This is a genomic window from Methylobrevis pamukkalensis, from assembly GCF_001720135.1.
GTDB classification, from domain to species: domain Bacteria; phylum Pseudomonadota; class Alphaproteobacteria; order Rhizobiales; family Pleomorphomonadaceae; genus Methylobrevis; species Methylobrevis pamukkalensis.
Genome location: NZ_MCRJ01000014.1, coordinates 32,236 through 50,104, shown reverse-complemented (window position 1 = coordinate 50,104; position 17,869 = coordinate 32,236). Strand labels below are relative to the sequence as shown.

At 68.2% G+C, this 17,869-nt stretch carries 16 protein-coding genes and 3 pseudogenes; 9 read left to right on the top strand and 10 right to left on the bottom strand.

Annotation, left to right across the window (positions count from 1 at the left end; genetic code table 11):
- Positions 1–1,278: DEAD/DEAH box helicase (locus A6302_RS04100; RefSeq protein WP_083255499.1), on the bottom strand; the 1,278-nt coding region annotated here is incomplete at its 3' end.
- Between the two features lie 251 nt (positions 1,279–1,529).
- Here A6302_RS04100 and A6302_RS04095 point away from each other — a divergent pair.
- On the top strand, positions 1,530–2,249 hold the full coding sequence (locus A6302_RS04095) for an alpha/beta fold hydrolase (RefSeq protein WP_069305978.1): 720 nt from the start codon (positions 1,530–1,532) through the stop codon (positions 2,247–2,249).
- Here the strand turns inward: A6302_RS04095 and A6302_RS04090 are convergent.
- The 3 genes and pseudogenes from A6302_RS04090 to A6302_RS25610 all read right to left on the bottom strand — a co-directional run.
- Positions 2,246–2,971 carry an anti-sigma factor gene (locus A6302_RS04090; protein WP_069305977.1) on the bottom strand — a complete coding sequence of 242 codons (726 nt, stop codon included), beginning with the start codon at positions 2,969–2,971 and terminating at the stop codon, positions 2,246–2,248. The two genes, A6302_RS04095 and A6302_RS04090, sit on opposite strands and share 4 nt — an antisense overlap.
- Positions 2,968–3,138 carry a sigma factor-like helix-turn-helix DNA-binding protein gene (locus tag A6302_RS25615; RefSeq protein ID WP_342586209.1) on the bottom strand — a complete coding sequence of 57 codons (171 nt, stop codon included), beginning with the start codon at positions 3,136–3,138 and terminating at the stop codon, positions 2,968–2,970. Before A6302_RS25615 ends, A6302_RS04090 begins: the two co-directional genes overlap by 4 nt.
- A gap of 152 nt (positions 3,139–3,290) precedes the next feature.
- Positions 3,291–3,413, bottom strand: a pseudogene (locus tag A6302_RS25610) (sigma factor); the annotation flags it as partial.
- Positions 3,414–3,600: 187 nt separating this feature from the next.
- Between A6302_RS25610 and A6302_RS26015 the strand changes: the two are divergent.
- Positions 3,601–4,475 (top strand): annotated as a pseudogene (locus A6302_RS26015) (DUF4394 domain-containing protein).
- A gap of 46 nt (positions 4,476–4,521) precedes the next feature.
- On the opposite strand, the gene A6302_RS04075 reads toward A6302_RS26015, so the two are convergent.
- On the bottom strand, positions 4,522–4,938 hold the full coding sequence (locus A6302_RS04075) for a DUF983 domain-containing protein (protein WP_069305976.1): 417 nt from the start codon (positions 4,936–4,938) through the stop codon (positions 4,522–4,524).
- A 136-nt stretch (positions 4,939–5,074) separates the two neighbouring features.
- Here A6302_RS04075 and A6302_RS04070 point away from each other — a divergent pair, with 136 nt between their 5' ends.
- Positions 5,075–6,436 (top strand): aminotransferase-like domain-containing protein, encoded by a 1,362-nt coding sequence (locus A6302_RS04070; RefSeq protein WP_069305975.1) that lies wholly within the window; start codon positions 5,075–5,077, stop codon positions 6,434–6,436.
- Positions 6,437–6,476: 40 nt separating this feature from the next.
- On the opposite strand, the gene A6302_RS04065 is transcribed toward A6302_RS04070, so the two are convergent.
- The 5 genes from A6302_RS04065 to A6302_RS04045 all read right to left on the bottom strand — a co-directional run bounded on the left by A6302_RS04065 (position 6,477) and on the right by A6302_RS04045 (position 11,480).
- Complete coding sequence (locus A6302_RS04065; protein WP_245293908.1) at positions 6,477–7,184, bottom strand: EAL domain-containing protein; 708 nt, start codon at positions 7,182–7,184, stop codon at positions 6,477–6,479.
- A 237-nt stretch (positions 7,185–7,421) separates the two neighbouring features.
- Positions 7,422–8,294, bottom strand: coding sequence for an SDR family oxidoreductase (locus A6302_RS04060; RefSeq protein ID WP_069305973.1), 873 nt, complete (start codon positions 8,292–8,294; stop codon positions 7,422–7,424).
- A gap of 114 nt (positions 8,295–8,408) precedes the next feature.
- Positions 8,409–9,500 (bottom strand): cytochrome P450, encoded by a 1,092-nt coding sequence (locus A6302_RS04055; protein WP_083255496.1) that lies wholly within the window; start codon positions 9,498–9,500, stop codon positions 8,409–8,411.
- Positions 9,501–9,759: 259 nt separating this feature from the next.
- Entirely contained in the window at positions 9,760–10,497 is a 738-nt protein-coding gene (locus A6302_RS04050) for a DUF4336 domain-containing protein (RefSeq protein ID WP_069305972.1), read from the bottom strand.
- On the bottom strand, positions 10,494–11,480 hold the full coding sequence (locus A6302_RS04045; protein ID WP_069305971.1) for an SDR family oxidoreductase: 987 nt from the start codon (positions 11,478–11,480) through the stop codon (positions 10,494–10,496). The genes A6302_RS04050 and A6302_RS04045 overlap by 4 nt, the downstream gene beginning before the upstream one ends.
- A 169-nt stretch (positions 11,481–11,649) precedes the next feature.
- On the opposite strand from A6302_RS04045, the gene A6302_RS04040 reads away from it, so the two are divergent.
- From A6302_RS04040 to A6302_RS22655, 6 genes and pseudogenes are all read left to right on the top strand, one after another.
- The gene (locus tag A6302_RS04040) at positions 11,650–13,026 is read left to right on the top strand and encodes a PQQ-dependent sugar dehydrogenase (RefSeq protein ID WP_069305970.1); all 1,377 of its coding nucleotides are present in this window, start codon (positions 11,650–11,652) and stop codon (positions 13,024–13,026) included.
- The gene (locus A6302_RS04035; protein WP_169833491.1) at positions 13,023–13,460 is read left to right on the top strand and encodes a YbhB/YbcL family Raf kinase inhibitor-like protein; all 438 of its coding nucleotides are present in this window, start codon (positions 13,023–13,025) and stop codon (positions 13,458–13,460) included. Before A6302_RS04040 ends, A6302_RS04035 begins: the two co-directional genes overlap by 4 nt.
- A gap of 895 nt (positions 13,461–14,355) precedes the next feature.
- Positions 14,356–15,882, top strand: coding sequence for an ABC transporter substrate-binding protein (locus A6302_RS04030; RefSeq protein ID WP_069305968.1), 1,527 nt, complete (start codon positions 14,356–14,358; stop codon positions 15,880–15,882).
- 154 nt (positions 15,883–16,036) lie between these two features.
- Positions 16,037–16,953: pseudogene (locus tag A6302_RS04025) on the top strand (ABC transporter permease).
- Positions 16,954–16,955: 2 nt separating this feature from the next.
- Entirely contained in the window at positions 16,956–17,690 is a 735-nt protein-coding gene (locus A6302_RS04020; protein WP_141703398.1) for an ABC transporter permease, read from the top strand.
- On the top strand, positions 17,690–17,833 hold the full coding sequence (locus A6302_RS22655; protein ID WP_169833490.1) for a hypothetical protein: 144 nt from the start codon (positions 17,690–17,692) through the stop codon (positions 17,831–17,833). Before A6302_RS04020 ends, A6302_RS22655 begins: the two co-directional genes overlap by 1 nt.
- Positions 17,834–17,869: the final 36 nt, after the last annotated feature.

Genomic DNA, 17,869 nt, shown 5'->3' with positions numbered 1-17,869 from the left:
AGGGTTCGCCCGACGCCGTGCGGCTGCTGCTGCGTGTCGTCTCGCCTTCGGAGGCCCGGCCGCGCGACGTGGTCGCCGGCTTGCCTTCCGCCGAGCGCGGGGCGCGCGCGGAGGCCGCACGCGGGGCAGCCGCTTCCTGCTTTCGCCGCCGTCGTGGATGGACGGCATCCAGTGGATCGCGTCGCCGGTCAGCTTCTCGATCGCCGCGAGATACTTGGCATCCGACGGACCGACGAGGGTGATCGCGGTGCCGCTGCGGCCGGCGCGTCCCGTCCGGCCGATGCGGTGGACATAGTCCTCGGCATGGGTCGGAATGTCGAAGTTGTAGACGTGGCTCACCTCGGGGATGTCGAGGCCGCGGGCGGCGACGTCGCTGGCGACCAGCAGCGTGAGCGTGCCCTTGCGGAAGGCATCGAGCGTCGCCATGCGGGCGCGCTGTTCCATGTCGCCATGCAGGGAGCCGACGTTGAAACCGTGCTTTTCGAGGCTCCGGTACAGCGTCGCGACATCGCGCTTGCGGTTGCAGAACACGATCGCGTTCTTCAGGTCCTGGGCGTCGCGGATCAGGTTGCGCAGGAGATCGCGCTTCTCGAAGGACTCGCGGCCGACGCGGATCATGTGCTGCGACACGGTCTTGGCGGTGGTCGCCGGACGCGCGGTCTCGATCTTGATCGGGTCGTTCAGGAAGGTGTCGGCGAGGCGCTGGATTTCCGGCGGCATCGTCGCGGAGAAGAACAGCGACTGGTGCGGACGGGTGCAGAGCTTGCAGATGCGCTCGATGTCCGGGATGAAGCCCATGTCGAGCATGCGGTCGGCCTCGTCGATGACGAGGATCTCGACACCGTTGAGCAGCAGCTTGCCGCGCTCGAAGTGGTCGAGAAGACGGCCGGGGGTGGCGATCAGCACATCCGCGCCGCGATCGAGCTTCTTTTCCTGCTCGTCGAAGGAGACGCCGCCGATCAGCAGCGCCACGGTGATGCGATGGTTCACGCCGTAGCGGACGAAGTTCTCCTCGACCTGCGCGGCGAGTTCGCGCGTCGGCTCGAGGATCAGCGTCCGCGGCATGCGGGCACGCGCGCGGCCCTTTTCGATCAGGGTGAGCATCGGCAGCGTGAAGGAAGCCGTCTTGCCGGTGCCCGTCTGTGCCACGCCGATGATGTCGCGGCGCTGCAGGACATGAGGGATCGCGGCGGACTGAATGGGCGTCGGCTCCGTATAGCCGGCGGCCTCGACAGCCGACAATACCTTGTCGCTAAGTCCGAGTTCGGAAAAATTCATTTGATCTTTCGGGTCGTTGCCGGTGATTGAGACTCGCGCGTCCCGTCGCGAGTCGTCGGGATCAGCCGAGAAATCCGGGAGAAACGCCCTTCGGCCCCAGCCGCACGGAACATATGCGGCAGAGGCCCAATGTCAATCCGACAGGCCGATTATTCCCGAAAACGCCGCGCCTTTTGTTCGGCGCATTGCATGGATGACACCATAACGCAAAAACGGGCGCGAGGACAGCGCCTCGGAAACCGGAGATCTCGATGTCGCGTGACCCTGTCGTTCTCGTGCCCGGTCTCAACTGCACGGGCGCGCTGTTCGCCGCGCAGACCGCCCGTCTTGCGCCCTCGCGGCAGGTGCTGGTGGCCGACCATACGCGGGACGACACGCTCGCCGGCCTTGCCGAAAGCGTGCTCTCGGCCGCGCCGGAACGCTTCGCGCTCGCCGGCCTGTCGATGGGTGGCTATCTCGCCTTCGAGATCCTGCGCCGGGCGCCCGAGCGCGTCACGCGCCTCATGCTGCTCGACACGTCGGCCCGCGCCGACACCGAGGAGGCGACGGAGCGGCGGCGGCGTCTGATCGCGCTGACCCGGAAAGGGGGCTTTGCCGAGATCCCCGGCCTGCAGATGCCGACATTGCTCGGCCAGCGGGCGCTGGCCGACCCCGACACCGTCGCGCTGGTCCGGGCGATGGCGATGGAGATCGGCCCGGACGCCTTCATCCGCCAGCAGTCCGCGATTCTCGGCCGGCCGGATTCCCGGCCCGATCTGGCCGGGATCGCCTGTCCGGTGCTCGTCGTCGCCGGCGCCGAGGACCAGATCACGCCGCCCGACATCGCTCGCGAGATGGCCGATGGGCTGCCCGATGCGCGGCTGGAGATCGTCGGGGGCGCGGGGCATCTCTCGACGATCGAGGCGCCGGAGCGGCTTGCCGATCTCCTCGAGGCCTTTCTGGACGAGGGCTCCGGAGCGACGCGCCGCTAGAGCGCTTCGGTGGTGAGGCCCTTGTAGACGATCGGTCCGGTCGGCCGGCCCGTGGGCGAGCCGGTGGCCGGCTCGATCGTGATCTCGAACAGCTGGCCTTCGACGGCCGGCGGCAGGGTGCCGATGTCGAGGCCGACCTGCCGCGCCCGGTCGATGAGGCCGACCGACACCGGCCCGGTCTGCGGATCGGGCAGGGTCCAGATCTCGAGCGCACGCCCTTCCGGCACCGGAATTTCGGCAAGCGGCAGCAGCCGGCCGCGGCCGGAGGCGTCGATCTCCACGACGGCCCCCGGGGTCGTGTCGCCATCGGCGACGAGCACGGCAACAAGGCGGACCTCGCCCGGCGGCTGCTGGAGCAGCGCGCCGGTGGCAACCACGAGCGCCAGACAGGCCGCGGCGCCTGCCAGGCCGACGCCGCGCCAGACCGGCAGGCTGTCCCACAGCCGTTGCAACGGGCCGGGGCCGGCGGTCGCCTTGCGCGCTTCCCGGCTGGCCGATGGCGCGGCCAGTCCGAGGTCGATGCGCTCCCACAGCGCCGCGCCGGCGGGCAGGGGGGAGGCGGTCATGTCGAGTTCGGCCAGCACGTGGCGCCAGCGTTCGACAAGCCCGGCAAGGGCCGCGTCGCCCGCCATCCGGCGCTCGAAGGCGGACGCCTCCGCTTCGCTCATCTGGCCGAACAGATAATCGGCCGCCGCCGCATCGGGATCGAGGTCGTCGGTCATCCCATGCATTCCCTGAGCGTCATGAAGGCCCGGCGGATCCAGGACTTGGCGGTTCCGAGCGGAACGGCAAGGCGCGCGGCGATCTCGCCGTGGCTGAGGCCGTGGGTATAGGCGAGGACAAGCCCGGCGCGGCGCTGGGGTTCGAGGCCCTCGAGGCACCGCCGCAGCCGGCTTGCGTCGGACAGATGGGCGACGATCGCTTCCGGGTCCGGCGCGTCGTCGCAATCTCGCCGCCGACCGGGTCGGGCAGCAGGTCCTCGCGGCGGCCATCGCGCAGGATGTTGAGCGCGCGGTTGCGGACGATGGCATAGAGCCAGGCCCGGCCGTTGCCCCGCGCGGCGTCGAAGCCGTCGGCCTTGCGCCAGACCTGCAGGAAGGCGTCCTGCACGGCTTCCTCGGCCAGATCGCGCCGGCGCAGGATGCGGATCGCGATCCCCAGCATGCGCGAGGCCTCGTGTTCGTAGAGGCGGCGAAGCGCCGCCCTGTCGCCCGCGGCGCAGGCACGGATCGCCTCCGCATGGAAACGGTCCTCGTCGCTCGCCTCGGTCACACGCATCCTCCGCACACGTTCTTGTCAGACTGCGGACTGCGCCGCCTGTTCTGAAATTACACGGAAGGACCGGAAACGGATGCGAATTTTTTCTGAAGGCCGCTGCATCCGCCGGGCATCCCCGCGTGTAACCCCTATGACCCGCCGCGAGCGGGGCGCACACAGGGAGAGACAAGATGAAGATCCTCACCGCCACGGCCGCCATCCTTCTTGCCGGCATGGCCCCGCCGCCGCCGCCAATGTTGCCGCTCTGGTTGGCGACGACACCATCGCCATGGTCGACACCGACGCCAAGAAGGTCACCGGCACCACCTTCGTCAGCGGCGTCGAAGGGCGTCTCCTCGGCATCGACGTCCGCCCGGCGGACGGCATGCTCTACGGCCTGTTCGCCGACGGCACGGTGGCCACCATCGACCCGATGACCGGCGTCGCCACCAAGGTCGACATGCTGAAGATGGTGCCGCCCGCCGACGCGGTCGTGACCGTCGACTTCAACCCGGCGGCCGACGCGCTGCGCGTGATGGGCTCCGACGGCACCAACCTGCGCACGAAGATCACCGGCGGCGCCGTGACCGAAGACGGCCGCCACGCCTTCGCCGAAGGCGACATGCACGCCGGCGAGACGGCGATGATCATTGCCGGCGCCTACACCAATTCCTACGCCGCACCGAGAAGACCGCGCTCTACAACATCGACGGCACGATCGGCGGCCTGATCCAGCAGATCCCGCCGAACGACGGCGTGCTGAAGGCGATCGGCAAGCTCGGCACCGAACTCGGCGACAGCGTCGGCTTCGACATCCAGTCCGACGGCAAGGGCGGCAACGACGCCTGGCTGATGAGCGGCAGCACGCTCTATTCGGTCGATCTGGAAACCGGCAAGGCCACCGAGGCGGCCATGATCGAGGGCGTCGAAGGCAACGTCCGCGACATCGCGGTCCTGCCGCAGGGCTGACCGGCCGCATCCGTCACCGTGACACGTCGCACCGGATCCGGCCCGCTCAGGCGGGCCGGGACGCCGCGCGGCGCTCGATGTCGCCCTCTTCCAACCGGCCTTCCTCGGCCTTGTAGACATACTGGCTCGCCACCAGCCAGCCCTTCAGCGGGCGGAGCGGCGGGATGCAGGTGAGGAGCAGGAAGGGCAGGGTGGTCACCAGATGCACCCAGTAGGGCGCCTGGAAGGCAACCTCGATCCACAGCGCGAGCACAACGGACGGAACGCACGCAAAGCAGATGACGAAAAAGGCGGGACCGTCCGCCGGATCCGCAAAGGAATAGTCGAGGCCGCAGACCTCGCATTCCGGCGCAAGCTTCAGGAAGCCGTCGAACAGATGGCCCTCGCCGCAGCGCGGGCATCGCCCCTTGAGGCCGGTGCGGAGCGGCGGCAGCGGCGGAAGATGGTCGGCAGGTCGGGTCATCGTCAGGTCCTCGGGGCGTTGCTCCGGACAAGGGCCGGAGGCGGTCACGGGTTTCATTAATGTATGGATCTCCGGCTGTTCAATGCGAATGGCCGGCGTAATGTATGGATCTGTTTGTCCGCGAGGGTCTGGAGGCATGTGGCAGCCGCGTATTCGCACCGGAGCGCCGTCGAAGTTCATGGGCCTGGTCGAGGCGATCGAGGAGGACATCGAGACCGGCCTCCTCGGACCCGGTCAGCGCATGCCGGCGCAGCGCAGCGTCGCCAGCGTGCTCGGCATCGACCTCACCACCGTGACCCGCGCCTACACCGAAGCGAGAATTCGCGGCGTGCTGTCGGCCCGGCCGGGACGCGGCGGCACGTGGGTTGCCGCGGGAGCCGAGAGCACGACGCATCGGCTGCTTACCCATCCGGTCGATCTCGGCATGAACATCCCGCCGCAGCCGTTCCGGGCCGACATCGGCGGCAGGCTCGGCCGTGCGGTTGTCGACGTCCTGCGCGGTGAATCGGCCTTCCTGCAATACGGTCCCTCCGAAGGAACGCTCGCCGACCGCCATGCCGGGGCGGCCTTCCTCCTGCCGGCCGGCGAGCCGGACGCGGACCGCATCGTGGTCTCTGCCGGCGCGCAGGCGGCTCTGATGGCAACGCTGCATCTGCTCGCCTGTTCCGGCGACCGCGTCGCCGCGGGCACGGTGGCCTACCCGGGCCTTGCCGATGCGGCCCGGCAGGTCGGGGCCCGTCCGGTCGGGCTGGCGGTGGACGACGAAGGCATCGATCCGGACGCGTTTGCCGCCGCCTGCCGCACCGCGGCGCCGAAGCTGCTCTACCTCGTGCCGACCATGGACAATCCGACGACCGCGACGATGCCGATCGAGCGCCGCCAGGCGATCATCGCCATTGCCAGGCGCCATGGCGTCATGCTGGTCGAGGATGATCCCTATCGCCGGCTGGACCCGGACGCGCCCGCGGCGCTTGCGGCGCTCGCGCCCGACATCACCGTCCACATCGCGACGCTCTCGAAGATCGCGACGCCGGCCTTGCGGATCGCCTATCTCGTCGCTCCGTCGCTGGAGCAGGCCCTCGATCTCGGCCATATCCTCCGGGCGACGACGCTGATGGCCTCGCCGCTGACGGCCGCCGTTGCCAGTCGCTGGATCGCCGACGGCACGCTCCAGCGGATCACGGCCGAGATCGCCGAGGAATGCGCCGCCCGGCAGGCGATTGCCGCCCGGCTTCTCGCCGGGCTGGATGTCGCGGCGCACCCGTGCGGCCCGCATCTCTGGCTGCGACTGCCGGCGCCCTGGCGTGCGGATGCGTTCACGGCAAGCGCCGCGCGCTCCGGCGTCGCGGTCGTGCCGGCGGCCCATTTCGCGGTGGATGCGGCCGCGCCGCAGGCCGTGCGGATCTCGCTGGGGGCCGCCACGGACCGGCGCGTGCTCGCCGCAGGCCTCAAGTTTCTCGCCGAACTGGCTGAATCGCCGAAGCGTGCGGGATCATGACGCTGCGGCGCGACGAGACGGGCGCGCCTTCGGCGACGTCTCAGGCGTCCTGCCGAACGGGGGCCATGGAGATCGGTGTTGCCAGAGCCTCGAAGGCCGGCTTTGCCAGCAGGTAGCCCTGCACGTGCCGCACGCCGAGGTCTCTCAGCACCGACAGTTCGTCGCGCGTTTCGACGCCTTCGCTGATCGTGAGGATGCCGAGATCGTCCATCATCCGGACGATATGGTTCACGATCGCCCGCCGCACCTTGTCCGTGCCGATGCCCCTGATGAGATCCATGTCCAGCTTGACGATGTCGGGCTGGAAATGCGTCAGCAGCGACAGACCGGCATGGCCGGCGCCGAAGTCGTCGATGGCGGTCTTGAATCCCATCGTGCGGTAGGTGCGCAGGATGTTGAGAATGTGATCGGTGTTGAGCACTTCGTTTTCGGTGAATTCGAAGATGATGCGATCAAGCGGAAAGCCGGTGCGCATCGCCGTCTCGAGCGTCAGGCGGATGCAGGCGCGAGGCTCGTAGACGGCGTTGGGCATGAAGTTGATCGAGAGGCGCGCCCCGTCGGCGGCCATGTCCAGCTGCGTGGCGAGCTCGATCGCCTTGATCCGGCACTGCTGGTCGAAGGCATAGCGGGTGGTCTGGTCGACGGCCGAAAGGATGGTCCCGGCGCCCTCGCCATTCGGGCCGCGCACGAGGGCCTCGTGGGCGAACACCTTCCCGGTCTCCAGATCGACGATCGGCTGAAACGCCATGGAAAACGGTTTCTGGAATCCCGTGCCGTTCCGGCACCCATCACAACCCGCACCCATCACCGTTCCTTCCGCACTGGCCGAACGACCATCTACGCTCGCCATGTCTGAAGGATTGTTGAATCCTGAAGAGAGCGATTTGCGCTGCGGCATGGAGCCGGCGATGCGCGGGGGCGTGGTCCGCGCCGGACCGCACCCGCCGGGCCAACAGGGCCGGCCCCGCGCGGCCCGCGGCACTGCTCACAGCATGGGGCGTCCGCCCGTCACCTCGTAGAGCGCGCCGGTGGTGTAGCTCGAGCCTTCCGATGCAAGCAGCACGTAGGTCGCCGCAAGTTCGGCGGGCTGGCCGGGACGCTTGAGCGGCGTGTTCTCGCCGAAGCTCTTCACCTTCTCGGCCGGCATGGTGGAGGGAATGAGCGGGGTCCAGATCGGTCCCGGCGCCACGGCGTTCACCCGGATGCCGCGCTCGGCCACGAGTCCGGCAAGACCTGCGGTGAAGTTGGCAATCGCGCCCTTGGTCGTCGCATAGGCGAGCAGCGTGGGCGACGGGCTCGTGGCGTTGATCGACGACGTGTTGATGATCGTCGACCCCGGCTTCATGTGCTTCACCGCCTCCTGGCAGAGATAGAACATCGCGTAGACATTCGTGCGGAACGTCACGTCCCATTCCGCGGCGGTGATGTCCTCCAGCTTCTCGAAGGTGGCCTGATGCGCGGCGTTGTTGACGAGAATATCCAGCTGTCCGCATTCGTCGATCGCGCGGCGGACGAGGCCGCGGGCAAAGGTCTCGTCGCTGATGTCACCCCGGACCACCACGGCCTTGCGCCCGGCGTCCTCGACCCATCGCGCCGTCTCGCGCGCGTCCTCGTCTTCTTCCAGATAGGAGATGATCACGTCGGCACCCTCGCGCGCGAAGGCGATGGCCACGGCCCGGCCGATGCCGGAATCCGCGCCGGTGATCAGCGCGACGCGCCCCGCCAGCTTTTCGCTGCCCCGATAGCTCTGTTCCCCATGGTCCGGCCGCGGGGTCAACTCGCTGGTGTATCCCGGCATGTCCTGCTGCTGCTCCGGCATCGGGGGCTGGGCATGCTTCTGCTGGGGATGCTCCGACATCGTCTCGCTCCTTCGTTGATTTCCGGCCCGGCCCGCTGTTCGGCGCGCCGCCCCGAGTGATGGGGCGAACCGGTGATGGGCCCGAATGTTCCTCCGTCCGCTCTCGCCGCCGGCTCACGTCCGGCGGGGGATCGGATGCAGCGTCAGCCGGATGGCGTAGTTGTTCAGCGTTCCGCGCAGCCGCGGGGCCTGCGCGAGCCAGCCCGGCGCGAGGACGGCGTACCGGTGCCGCGAAAGCAGCTCCCGGAGCGCTTCGGCGACCAGCAGCGGTACCAGATGCTTGGCCGGGCAGACGGCGGCTCCGGCGCTGAACGGAACGAAGGGCAGCAATTCCTCCGCGTCGCGCCCCTGCCATCGCACCGGCGCGAAGCGATCGGCGTCCGGAAGTCCGGACATCCTGTGGAAGAAGGGCGCATAGACAAGGACTCCCGCGTCTCCGGGCAGGCGACCGGCGCGCAGCGAGGCCGCCGTCGTCGTCTGCCGGAGGATCGCCGGGGTGGTCGGAAAGAGGCGCAGCGTCTCCAGAGCGCAGGCCTTCAGGAACGCGGGATCGGGCCCCCCGGCGGAAATTTCCGCCTCGGCCCGTGCCAGCGCGTCGTCGTTCGAGACGATCAGGGCCAGCGCCCGGAACGTGGTCATGCCTGCCGGATCGAAGGCGAACAGCCACTGCGCCATCTGATGGGTCGCAAACGCCGCCTCGGGCTGTCCCGCCACGCGCGCGGCAAGGCTGCCAGGCTCCGCGCGATCGACATGGGCCTGCAGACGGCGGTGAAGTTCGTCCCGCGCACGTCGGTCCTTCGGCATCGCGAAGGCCCAGTTGGCGCGGCCGCGAAGTCGCGCCATCAGATCGGTCAGCGCATGATCGTCACGGGCGGCATTGCCGAGCACGACGCGCCGGACCACGCGGAACCAGGCCTGCGAGAAGGCGTCCCAGTCGAGTTCACCGGAGCCCGCCGCCTCCGTCGTCAGCGCCGTCGTTTCCTCGCGGACGATCGTCCGGAATCCGTCGACGTGGCTGTGGACCGGATGGGCGGTTTCCAGCGCCTCCTCGTTCAGCCGTCGACGTATCGTTCGCTCGGCGCCGCGGGTGACGAGCGCGTTGTGCGGTTCGAAATGGCCGAGGGCGGCCCGCTTTTCGTCCGTGGCGGAGGTGAACGGCTCCGGGGTGCCGCCGAGAACGATTCGGACATCCGCAGGATCGAGCAACAGGGCCTGTGGCCGGATCGGATTTCGGACAAGGACCGAGCGTCCGCCATAGGCATGGTGCAGACGCTCGACGTAGCGGACGGCGCGGGCGCGAGATCGAACCGTTCGGCCAGCGCAACCATGGCCGGACGGCGGATGATCACGCCCTTTGCCCATGTCGGCAGCGCGACACGAAGCCAGAAGCCGAGCGAATGGCCCAGCGACAGGGTCGGCAGCGGGGGGAGGGAGGTCTCCATCGGCGCTTCGGAGCGGGCCATCGTCACAGCAGCCAGCGCAGCGACCGCTCCAGACACGCGGTCGCCTCCGTGTCGAACCAGCGACCATGCGCGAAGATCACCCGCTCCGGACGCAGCGCCAGGAGCTGCCGGGCAGCCGCGCGCGCCGGCTCGCCCTTCGCCCTGACGATGGCCCGCAGGTAGATCGGCGCCCGCCCGTCCGGCGCCGTGACACCGGCAAGTGCCGCCAGCGGCCGGGTTGCCTTCGCCAGCTTCTCGGGTTCGAGGTTCTGGACCAGGTCGGTGAGGATCAGCGTGTTGCTGGCACGGTGATGGAGGCAGACTTCGTGGAAGCCGCCAAGCCCGGTCACATGGATCTGATTCAGGTCCCCGGGCCACATCGGGTCGGCCTCGTCCAGGTCCAGATCGAGCCGGACACCGGCCTTCTTCACCTGCGACCGGTCACGCAGGCCCGGAGCGGCCCATGTCGTGGCAGAGGGGTATTCCGCTTGCCAAGCCTCGAGAAAGGTCCAGTGCGCGCTGTTCGGCGCCACGAGGTGCCGGACCGGTCCGAGTTCACCCAGCCGGCGGCGCAGCGCCGCGTCGCAGCGGGTGGGCGAGTGAAGCAGGAGACTGCCGTCGGTGAGCCGGACCACGGTCATGCGCACCGGCAGCAAGAACAGGCCCATCGCCTTCAGCGGGCCGCTGTCGACGACCCAGATGTTCTCGGCCACGGCCTTCGGGAGGTCGAGGGGCGGATAGGTGACCCTGTCCGCAGTCATCGGCGGCTCCGCGCAGCCTTGAGGGCGAGCGTGGCGAGCAGGACGCTGCCGACGACGACAAGGCCGGCCGCTGCGGCGCGCTGCCGCGGCGACCGCAGGCCGCCGTCGATCCCTCCCGGATCGGGGGCCGGGCGGAAGAGGTTGCCGCTCGTCCGTGCGGCCGGTGCGGCGCGATGGAAATAGGACTTCAGGAATCGCGCCATCAGCCACGCGCTGAGTTCCGGCGACAGGAAATGTCCGAGCCGGACCACCGCCGTGGCCGATCCGACCATGGTGGTCGGCCGAGGCCGCCGCGCGAGCCGGACGATCGTCGCCGCGACGGTTCGGGCGTCGAGCAGCGGCGGCGGTGCCGACAGCTTGCGGCCCGTGTAGTTCGCCCCGTGGGAAATTCCCGGCGTGTCGACGAAGGCCGGGTAGATGTCGCACACATGGATGTCCGGATGATCGGCCAGCTCGCCGCGGAGCGCCTCGGCAAGCCCTCTCAGGCCGAACTTGCTCGCGCTGTAGGCCGCTGCATAGGGAGCCGGCGCGAAGCCGCCGAGCGAGATCATGTTGATGAAGACGCCCCTCTGCTGCCGGATGAAGATCGGCAGCACCGCATGGGCGTCGTTCATGTGCCCGATCAGGTTCGACCGGATCACCTGTTCGTGCGCCTCGATCGGCGTCTCGTGGAATGTGCCGACCGCGCCCGTGCCGACATTGCTGACCCAGACATCGATGCGTCCGGCAAACTGCAGGGCCTGTTCGGCGAGCCGCTTCACATCGCCGGCATCACCTACGTCGGTCACCACCGCAATCGCCCTGCCGCCGAGAGGGCGGCATCGCCCGGCCACATCCTCAAGGGCCCGGCCATTGCGGGCCGCCAGGACGAGGTGGGCACCCTCGCGGGCGAAGGCATAGGCGGTGGCTTCGCCGATACCGCTCGAGGCCCCGGTGATCACGACGACGAGACCTCGTTTCGGCAGCTCCGACTTTCCATCCATCGTGACCGGTCCTTGCAGCTCTGGAAGGCGTCCCAACCGGGCGCCGCCGCATTTGTTCCGCGTGCCCGGCCGGGCGCGCCGTCCCCGAGCGATGCGGAATAATCGTTGACGTCCGGGATCAATCGCCCGCCCGGCCGGTTCGGCTGCCTGTCGCAACTGGAGAACCCCCATGAGAACGATTTCCCCGGCTCTTCTCTTTGCCCCGCTTCTGGCGATCGGTCCGATCGAGACGGCGCTCGCCCAGCCGCGCGGTGAGATCGGCAAGTATTCGGACGTGACGATCGAGGGTTCCATCCTGGAGCCGGTCAGGATCGAGATCGCCGATGATGCGGACCTCACCGACCGCCTGTCTGCTCCGGACGGCTTCCGGGTCGATGTGTTTGCGCGCGATCTCGTCAATCCGCGCATGCTGGCGGTCTCGCCGCGCGGAGACCTCTATGCGACGCGCCGCGCAACCGGCGACGTGATCATGCTGAGGGACGAGGACGGCGACGGCAAGGCCGATTCGGTCCGCACGGTCGCCAGCCGGGCCGGCATGCACGGCGTTGCCTTCGACGGCGACCGGGTCTTCCTGGTCACCGTCAACGATGTCTACGTGGCCGATGTTGCGGAGGACGGCACCTTCGGCGAACTCGACCGCATCATCAACGACCTGCCCGACGCCGGCCAGCATCCGAACCGCACCATCGCCGTCGGACCCGACGAGATGCTCTACATCTCGGTCGGCTCGACCTGCAACGCCTGCGCGGAGTCGAACCCGGAAAACGCGACCATGCTCCGCGCCAGCAAGGACGGCTCCAGCCGGACCATCTTCGCCAGCGGCCTGCGCAACACCATCGGCTTCGGCTTCGAGCCCGGCTCGGGGCAGATCTACGGCATGGATCACGGCATCGACTGGCTGGGAGACGAGGAGCAGATCGAGGAGCTGAACCACATCGAGAAGGGCAAGCAGTATGGCTGGCCCTATGTCTACGGCATGGGCGCGTTCAATCCGCAGGACAATCCGCCCGAAGGCATGACGCTGGAGCAATGGGCGCGCCTGTCGACCGCGCCGCTGGCGGGTTACACGGCCCACGCCGCGCCGATGCAGATGGCCTTCTACGACGGCAACGCCTTTCCGGCGGAGATGCACGGCGACGCGTTCGTCGCCATGCGCGGCTCCTGGAACCGGCGCCCGCCGAGCGGATACGAAGTCGTCCGCATCGACTTCGAGCGCGGCAGGCCGGTCGGGATCGAGCCGTTCCTCACCGGATTCCTGACCGAGGACGACGCCGGCCGTCCCGGCTACCTCGGCCGGCTCGCAGGGGTGGCGGTCGGGCCGGAAGGGGAGCTCTTCGTTGCCGATGACTCCAACGGCATCATCTACCGCGTCTCGCATGAATCGTCCGAGCCGGCCGATGTCGCGGCGGCAGGGGCCGCGGCGGACACGCCGGTTCCCAACCCCTTCGTCGAGCCGCGCCCGGCAAGCTGGCCGCCGAGGTCCTGCCCGCCGACACCAGCCTGGCGCTGTCATCGGCCTTCGAGGCCGACCAGCCGCTGCCGGTGAAGGTCTCGGCCGACGGCGACAACGCCTCGCCGGCGATCGACTGGAAGACGGGTCCCGAGGGAACGCGGTGCTTCGTCGTCCTGATGGAGGACCCGGATGCCGCGCAGCCGAAGCCCTTTGTCCACTGGGTCGTCTATGACATCCCCGGCAACGTGACCGGCCTGCGCGAGGGGCTGCCGACGGAGCCGATCCTGCAGGACCCGAAAGGCGTCAAGCAGGGCACCAACAGCGCCGGCCGTACCGGCTATTTCGGGCCCAAGCCCCCGGTCGGCGATCCCGCGCACAGCTACCACTTCCAGGTGTTTGCGCTGGACGTGTCGTCCCTGGATCTCGACCCGGGCGCACCGCGCGACGAGGTGCTGTCCGCCATGAAGGGCCATGTTCTGGCGTCCGGACGCCTCGTCGGAACATTCGAGCGGCCGTCGGTGAAATAGGTCCGGCACACCTCACGGCTGATCGGCGGCAATGCAGGCGGGGCAGCTTCGGTCGCCCCGTTCGCATCGGTCAGGGATCAGTCCGGTCCGGACCCCGCAGCGGTCACTGCGAGGCAACGAGGCCGAGGATGTGCTCCTTGTGCCGGTTCAGCGTCGGCAGCGTGGCGGCGACCGCAGCCTTCGACGGTCCCGCCACCCGTGGCTTCCCCGTGTGCTCCGATCGTGCGCCGCCCGATGATCCCCGCATTGCAGATGCCGCGTGTCGTATTGCTGCCGCGCGATCCACCTGTGCGCGTGACGTTCCGGCCGCATCTGCCTGAGGCCGATATTTTATGCAGGCTCAAATCTCACGACAGGATTCCGAGGCAGGAAATGCAATCTGCAGCGCCCATGTGGCGTCGGAATAGGGAATGCTGCGGTGCATGCCTATTGATCGTGCGGTTCTGCCCAGGATCTGGGCGGCCCGCAAAGTGTGCGACAGTGAAAATTTTTTATTGACATTAAAACGCGTCTCGGCAAACATTCATCCATACAGAAGAAGCGCGGGGCGATGATGTGTCATCGTCCTCAGGCTCGGACAAGACGAACATGGCCTGTACATGTCGTCGAAATTGTCAAAGCAAGCCCGGAAATGTGAGAGAGATACAGCAAAGACCCCTGGTCTGGGCACGGATATCTGTGCCTCGACCCCAGTGTTCCAAGGCTCGTCTTGCATGGGTGCGGGTTCTGCTCGCACGACGGAGGTCCGCGGCTTGCGGGATGACCCGGCCGATGCCTCGCCCAGTCGGGTGGCCGGATCGGGATTTGGAGGCTGCCGGCGTGGCTGGTCCTTGCGGATGCGGCATCCGGCGGTGGAACGCAGGCTTTTCGAACCCTCATCGAACAGGACGGGATCATGACTTCCTCAGTACTGTCCAAGTGGACGTGCCTTCTTCTGGCCGCGGCGATGACCACGGCCGTGGCCTCGCCGGCCGCCGCCGGCAAGGACGACGACACGCTCAACATCGCCTGGGAAGCGAGCATTCCCACGCTCGACTTCTATTTCCTCAGCATCGACGAGGGCTACAGCGTGGCGCAGAGCGTCTGCGACGCGCTGGTGTTCCGCGATCCGGCGACGCAGGAGATCAAGCCGCTGCTGGCCTCGGCCTGGGAGTGGAGCGCGCCCAAGCAACTCGACATGACCCTGCGCAGCGACGTGAAGTTCCACGACGGCGAGAGCTTCGACGCGGACGACGTGGTCTACACGCTGAAATGGGCGTCCGATCCGGCCACCGGCGTGTCCGGCCAGTACATGGTCGACTGGATCGCCGGCGTGGAGAAGCTGGGTCCGGACAGGATCCGCATCACCACCAAGGACGACAACAAGGCCGTGCTCGACCAGCTCGCCGCCGGCGTGCCGATCTATCCGGAGCATTACCACGGCAAGGTCGGCACCGAGGGCTTCTCGCGCCAGCCGATCTGCAGCGGTCCCTACAAGGTCGAGAGTGCCGAGGCCGGATCGAGCATCACCCTCGTGCGTAACGAGGACTATTTCGAGGGCAGCCCGAAGGGCAAGCCCGCGGTCGGCAAGGTCGTGATTCGCTCGGTGCAGGACGCCAATACCCGGATCGCCGAGCTGATGACCGGCAAGATCGACTGGATCTACCAGCTCACCGCCGACCAGGCGGAGAAGATGAAGAGCCTTCCGGGCATCAGGATCGAGCAGGTGCTCGGCACCCGCATCGCCTATCTGATGTTCAATCCGGTCAATCCGCCGGAAAACAGCCCGGTCAAGGATCCGAAGGTGCGGCAGGCGATCGCCCACGCGATCGACCGGGACTCGCTGGTCAACCACCTCGTGCGCGGCGTCTCGGTGCGGCTCGACACCTTCTGCCAGCCGGTGATGACCGGCTGCATCGACAAGGTGTTCGACTATCCCTATGACGTCGAGGCGGCGCGCAAGCTTCTGGCCGAGGCGGGCTACGCCGAAGGCTTCGACCTCGACATCTTCGCCTACCGCGACCGCCACGTGACGGAAGCGCTGATCGGCGATCTCCAGAAGGTCGGCATCCGCGCCAACCTCAACTACATGCAGTATTCCTCGCTGGACGAGAACTGGAAGCAGGGGCGCCTGCCGATCGCGCACCAGACCTGGGCCGGCCATGGCCTGATGGACGCCGGCAACCACCTCTCCAGCCACTATCTGGCGCCCGACAGCATCACCACGGACGAGCGGATCAAGGATCTCGTTCGCGAAGGCAATGCCGGGGCAACGCAGGAGGCCCGCGACGAGGCCTATGGCAAGGCCCTCGCGCTGCTGGCGGAGGGTGCCTACTGGGTGCCGCTCTACATCGTGACGGACAGCTTCGCGATGTCCGACCAGCTGACCTTTGCGCCGAGCACGGACGGTATCGTCAGGTTCTACACCGCACAGTGGAACTGAGTTCGGCGTGATCGGCGGCTGCCGCACCGGGTCCCCGCGGCAGCCGCCACTTCTCCGTCCGCCCGTCCCGCGAGGCCGGACAAATCGGGGGTTGCCCGGATCTTGGCGGGCCCCTGACAGCGCTTCCGGCGACACGAACCTTTGCGAGGATCCGATGCTCAGCTACACCCTCAGGCGTCTCCTGCTCGCCGTGCTGGTCGCCCTGACGGTCTCGGCGATCGGCTTCTTCCTGCTGCGCCTGTCCGGTGATCTCGGCCGCGCCCTTGCCGGGCAGAACGCGACGCTGGAGCAGGTGAAGGCGATCGAGGCCGCCTACGGGCTCGATCGGCCGCTGGTGGTCCAGTATGTCGACTGGCTCGGCAATTTCCTCGCCGGCGATCTCGGCCAGTCCTTCTACTTCAAGCAGCCGGCCGCAACCTCATCCTCTCGCGCCTGCCGACGACGGTGATGCTCGGGGGGCTGGCGCTGGCGCTGGCGGTGATCGTCGCCGTGCCCTTCGGCGTGCTCGCGGCCGTCTACCGCAACTCGCTGATCGACCGCGCCGCCCTGGTGTTCTCGGCCATGGGCCAGTCGATGCCGAGCTTCTGGATCGCGCTGCTGATGATCTCGACCTTCGGCCTGTCGCTGCGCTGGCTGCCGATCTCCGGCAGCGACTCGCTCGCAAATTTCATCATGCCCTCGATCGCGCTCGCCTTCGCCGTGCAGCCGGCAATCCTGCGGCTGACGCGCGCCGGCATGATCGAGGTGCTGGCGACCGACTACATCCGCACCGCCCGGGCCAAGGGCCTGTCGCCCGCCAAGGTGATCTTCAAGCATGCGCTGCGCAACGCGCTGGTGCCGGTGGTCACGGTCGCGGCCGTCCAGCTCGGCATGCTGATCGGCGGCTCGGTGGTCGTGGAATCGATCTTCGCGATCCAGGGCATCGGCTATCTCGCCTGGGAATCGATCATCCGCACCGACTTTCCGGTGGTGCAGGCGATCCTCGTGGTGGTGTCGATCTCCTACGTCCTCCTCACGCTGCTTGCCGACCTGCTCAACGCGGCCCTCGATCCTCGCACCCGGACGGACTGAGAATGGCTCTTGCGAACGACCTCACCCGGATCGCGCCGCGGCCGGCCCGCCGGCGCACCGTCAACTGGCCGCTGGCCGTGGGCGGGACGATCGTCGGGCTGGTGCTGGTCATGGCACTCGCCGCGCCCTTGCTTGCACCCTACAGCCCCTATGACCAGAGCCTCGTCAGCCGCCTGCTGCCGCCGGCATGGGTGGAAGGCGGCAATCCCGCCCATCTGCTCGGCACCGATCACCTCGGGCGCGATTACCTGAGCCGGCTGATCTACGGCGCGCGGGTCAGCCTCAGCATCGGGCTGGTGACGATCCTGATCTCCGGCAGCATCGGCGTCACGCTCGGCGTGCTGGCCGGCTATTTCGGCGGCCGGGTCGACACGTTGGTCACCTATCTCGTCACCGTGCGTCTTGCCATGCCGGCGGTGATCGTGGCACTCGCCATCGTCGCGCTGGTCGGCAACTCGTTCCAGACGATCATGACCGTGCTCGGCCTGCTCTTGTGGGACCAGTTCGCGATCGTCTCGCGCAGCGTCACCCGGCAGATCGTGTCGCAGGACTACATCATGGCCGCCCGCTCGATGGGCATGCCGACGGCGAAGATCATCGTCTCCGACCTCCTGCCGAACCTGATGCCGATGGTCGTGGTGGTCGCCACCGTCGAGATGGCGAGCGCGATCATGGTCGAATCCTCCCTGTCCTTCCTCGGCCTCGGCGTCCAGCCGCCGACGCTTCCTGGGGGCTGATGATGGCGGAGGGCAAGGAGAACATCTTCTTCACCTCGTGGCTGATCCTGTTTCCGGGTCTTGCCCTCTTCCTCCTGATCCTCGGGGTCAACCTGTTCGGCGACGGGCTGCGCGACGCGCTCGCGCCGACCCGCGACACCTGACCGCCCGTCCGTCGTGAGGCTTGCCGGAGCGAGACC

Excerpts from the sequence above, each read along its gene's own strand:
- A6302_RS04095 (WP_069305978.1), top strand. The coding sequence starts at position 1,530 with ATGTCGCGTGACCCTGTCGTTCTCGTGCCCGGTCTCAACTGCACGGGC.
- A6302_RS04090 (WP_069305977.1), bottom strand. The coding sequence starts at position 2,971 with ATGACCGACGACCTCGATCCCGATGCGGCGGCGGCCGATTATCTGTTC.
- A6302_RS04075 (WP_069305976.1), bottom strand. The coding sequence starts at position 4,938 with ATGACCCGACCTGCCGACCATCTTCCGCCGCTGCCGCCGCTCCGCACC.
- A6302_RS04070 (WP_069305975.1), top strand. The coding sequence starts at position 5,075 with ATGTGGCAGCCGCGTATTCGCACCGGAGCGCCGTCGAAGTTCATGGGC.
- A6302_RS04065 (WP_245293908.1), bottom strand. The coding sequence starts at position 7,184 with ATGGCGTTTCAGCCGATCGTCGATCTGGAGACCGGGAAGGTGTTCGCC.
- A6302_RS04060 (WP_069305973.1), bottom strand. The coding sequence starts at position 8,294 with ATGTCGGAGCATCCCCAGCAGAAGCATGCCCAGCCCCCGATGCCGGAG.
- A6302_RS04050 (WP_069305972.1), bottom strand. The coding sequence starts at position 10,497 with ATGACTGCGGACAGGGTCACCTATCCGCCCCTCGACCTCCCGAAGGCC.
- A6302_RS04045 (WP_069305971.1), bottom strand. The coding sequence starts at position 11,480 with ATGGATGGAAAGTCGGAGCTGCCGAAACGAGGTCTCGTCGTCGTGATC.
- A6302_RS04040 (WP_069305970.1), top strand. The coding sequence starts at position 11,650 with ATGAGAACGATTTCCCCGGCTCTTCTCTTTGCCCCGCTTCTGGCGATC.
- A6302_RS04030 (WP_069305968.1), top strand. The coding sequence starts at position 14,356 with ATGACTTCCTCAGTACTGTCCAAGTGGACGTGCCTTCTTCTGGCCGCG.
- A6302_RS04020 (WP_141703398.1), top strand. The coding sequence starts at position 16,956 with ATGGCTCTTGCGAACGACCTCACCCGGATCGCGCCGCGGCCGGCCCGC.
- A6302_RS22655 (WP_169833490.1), top strand. The coding sequence starts at position 17,690 with ATGATGGCGGAGGGCAAGGAGAACATCTTCTTCACCTCGTGGCTGATC.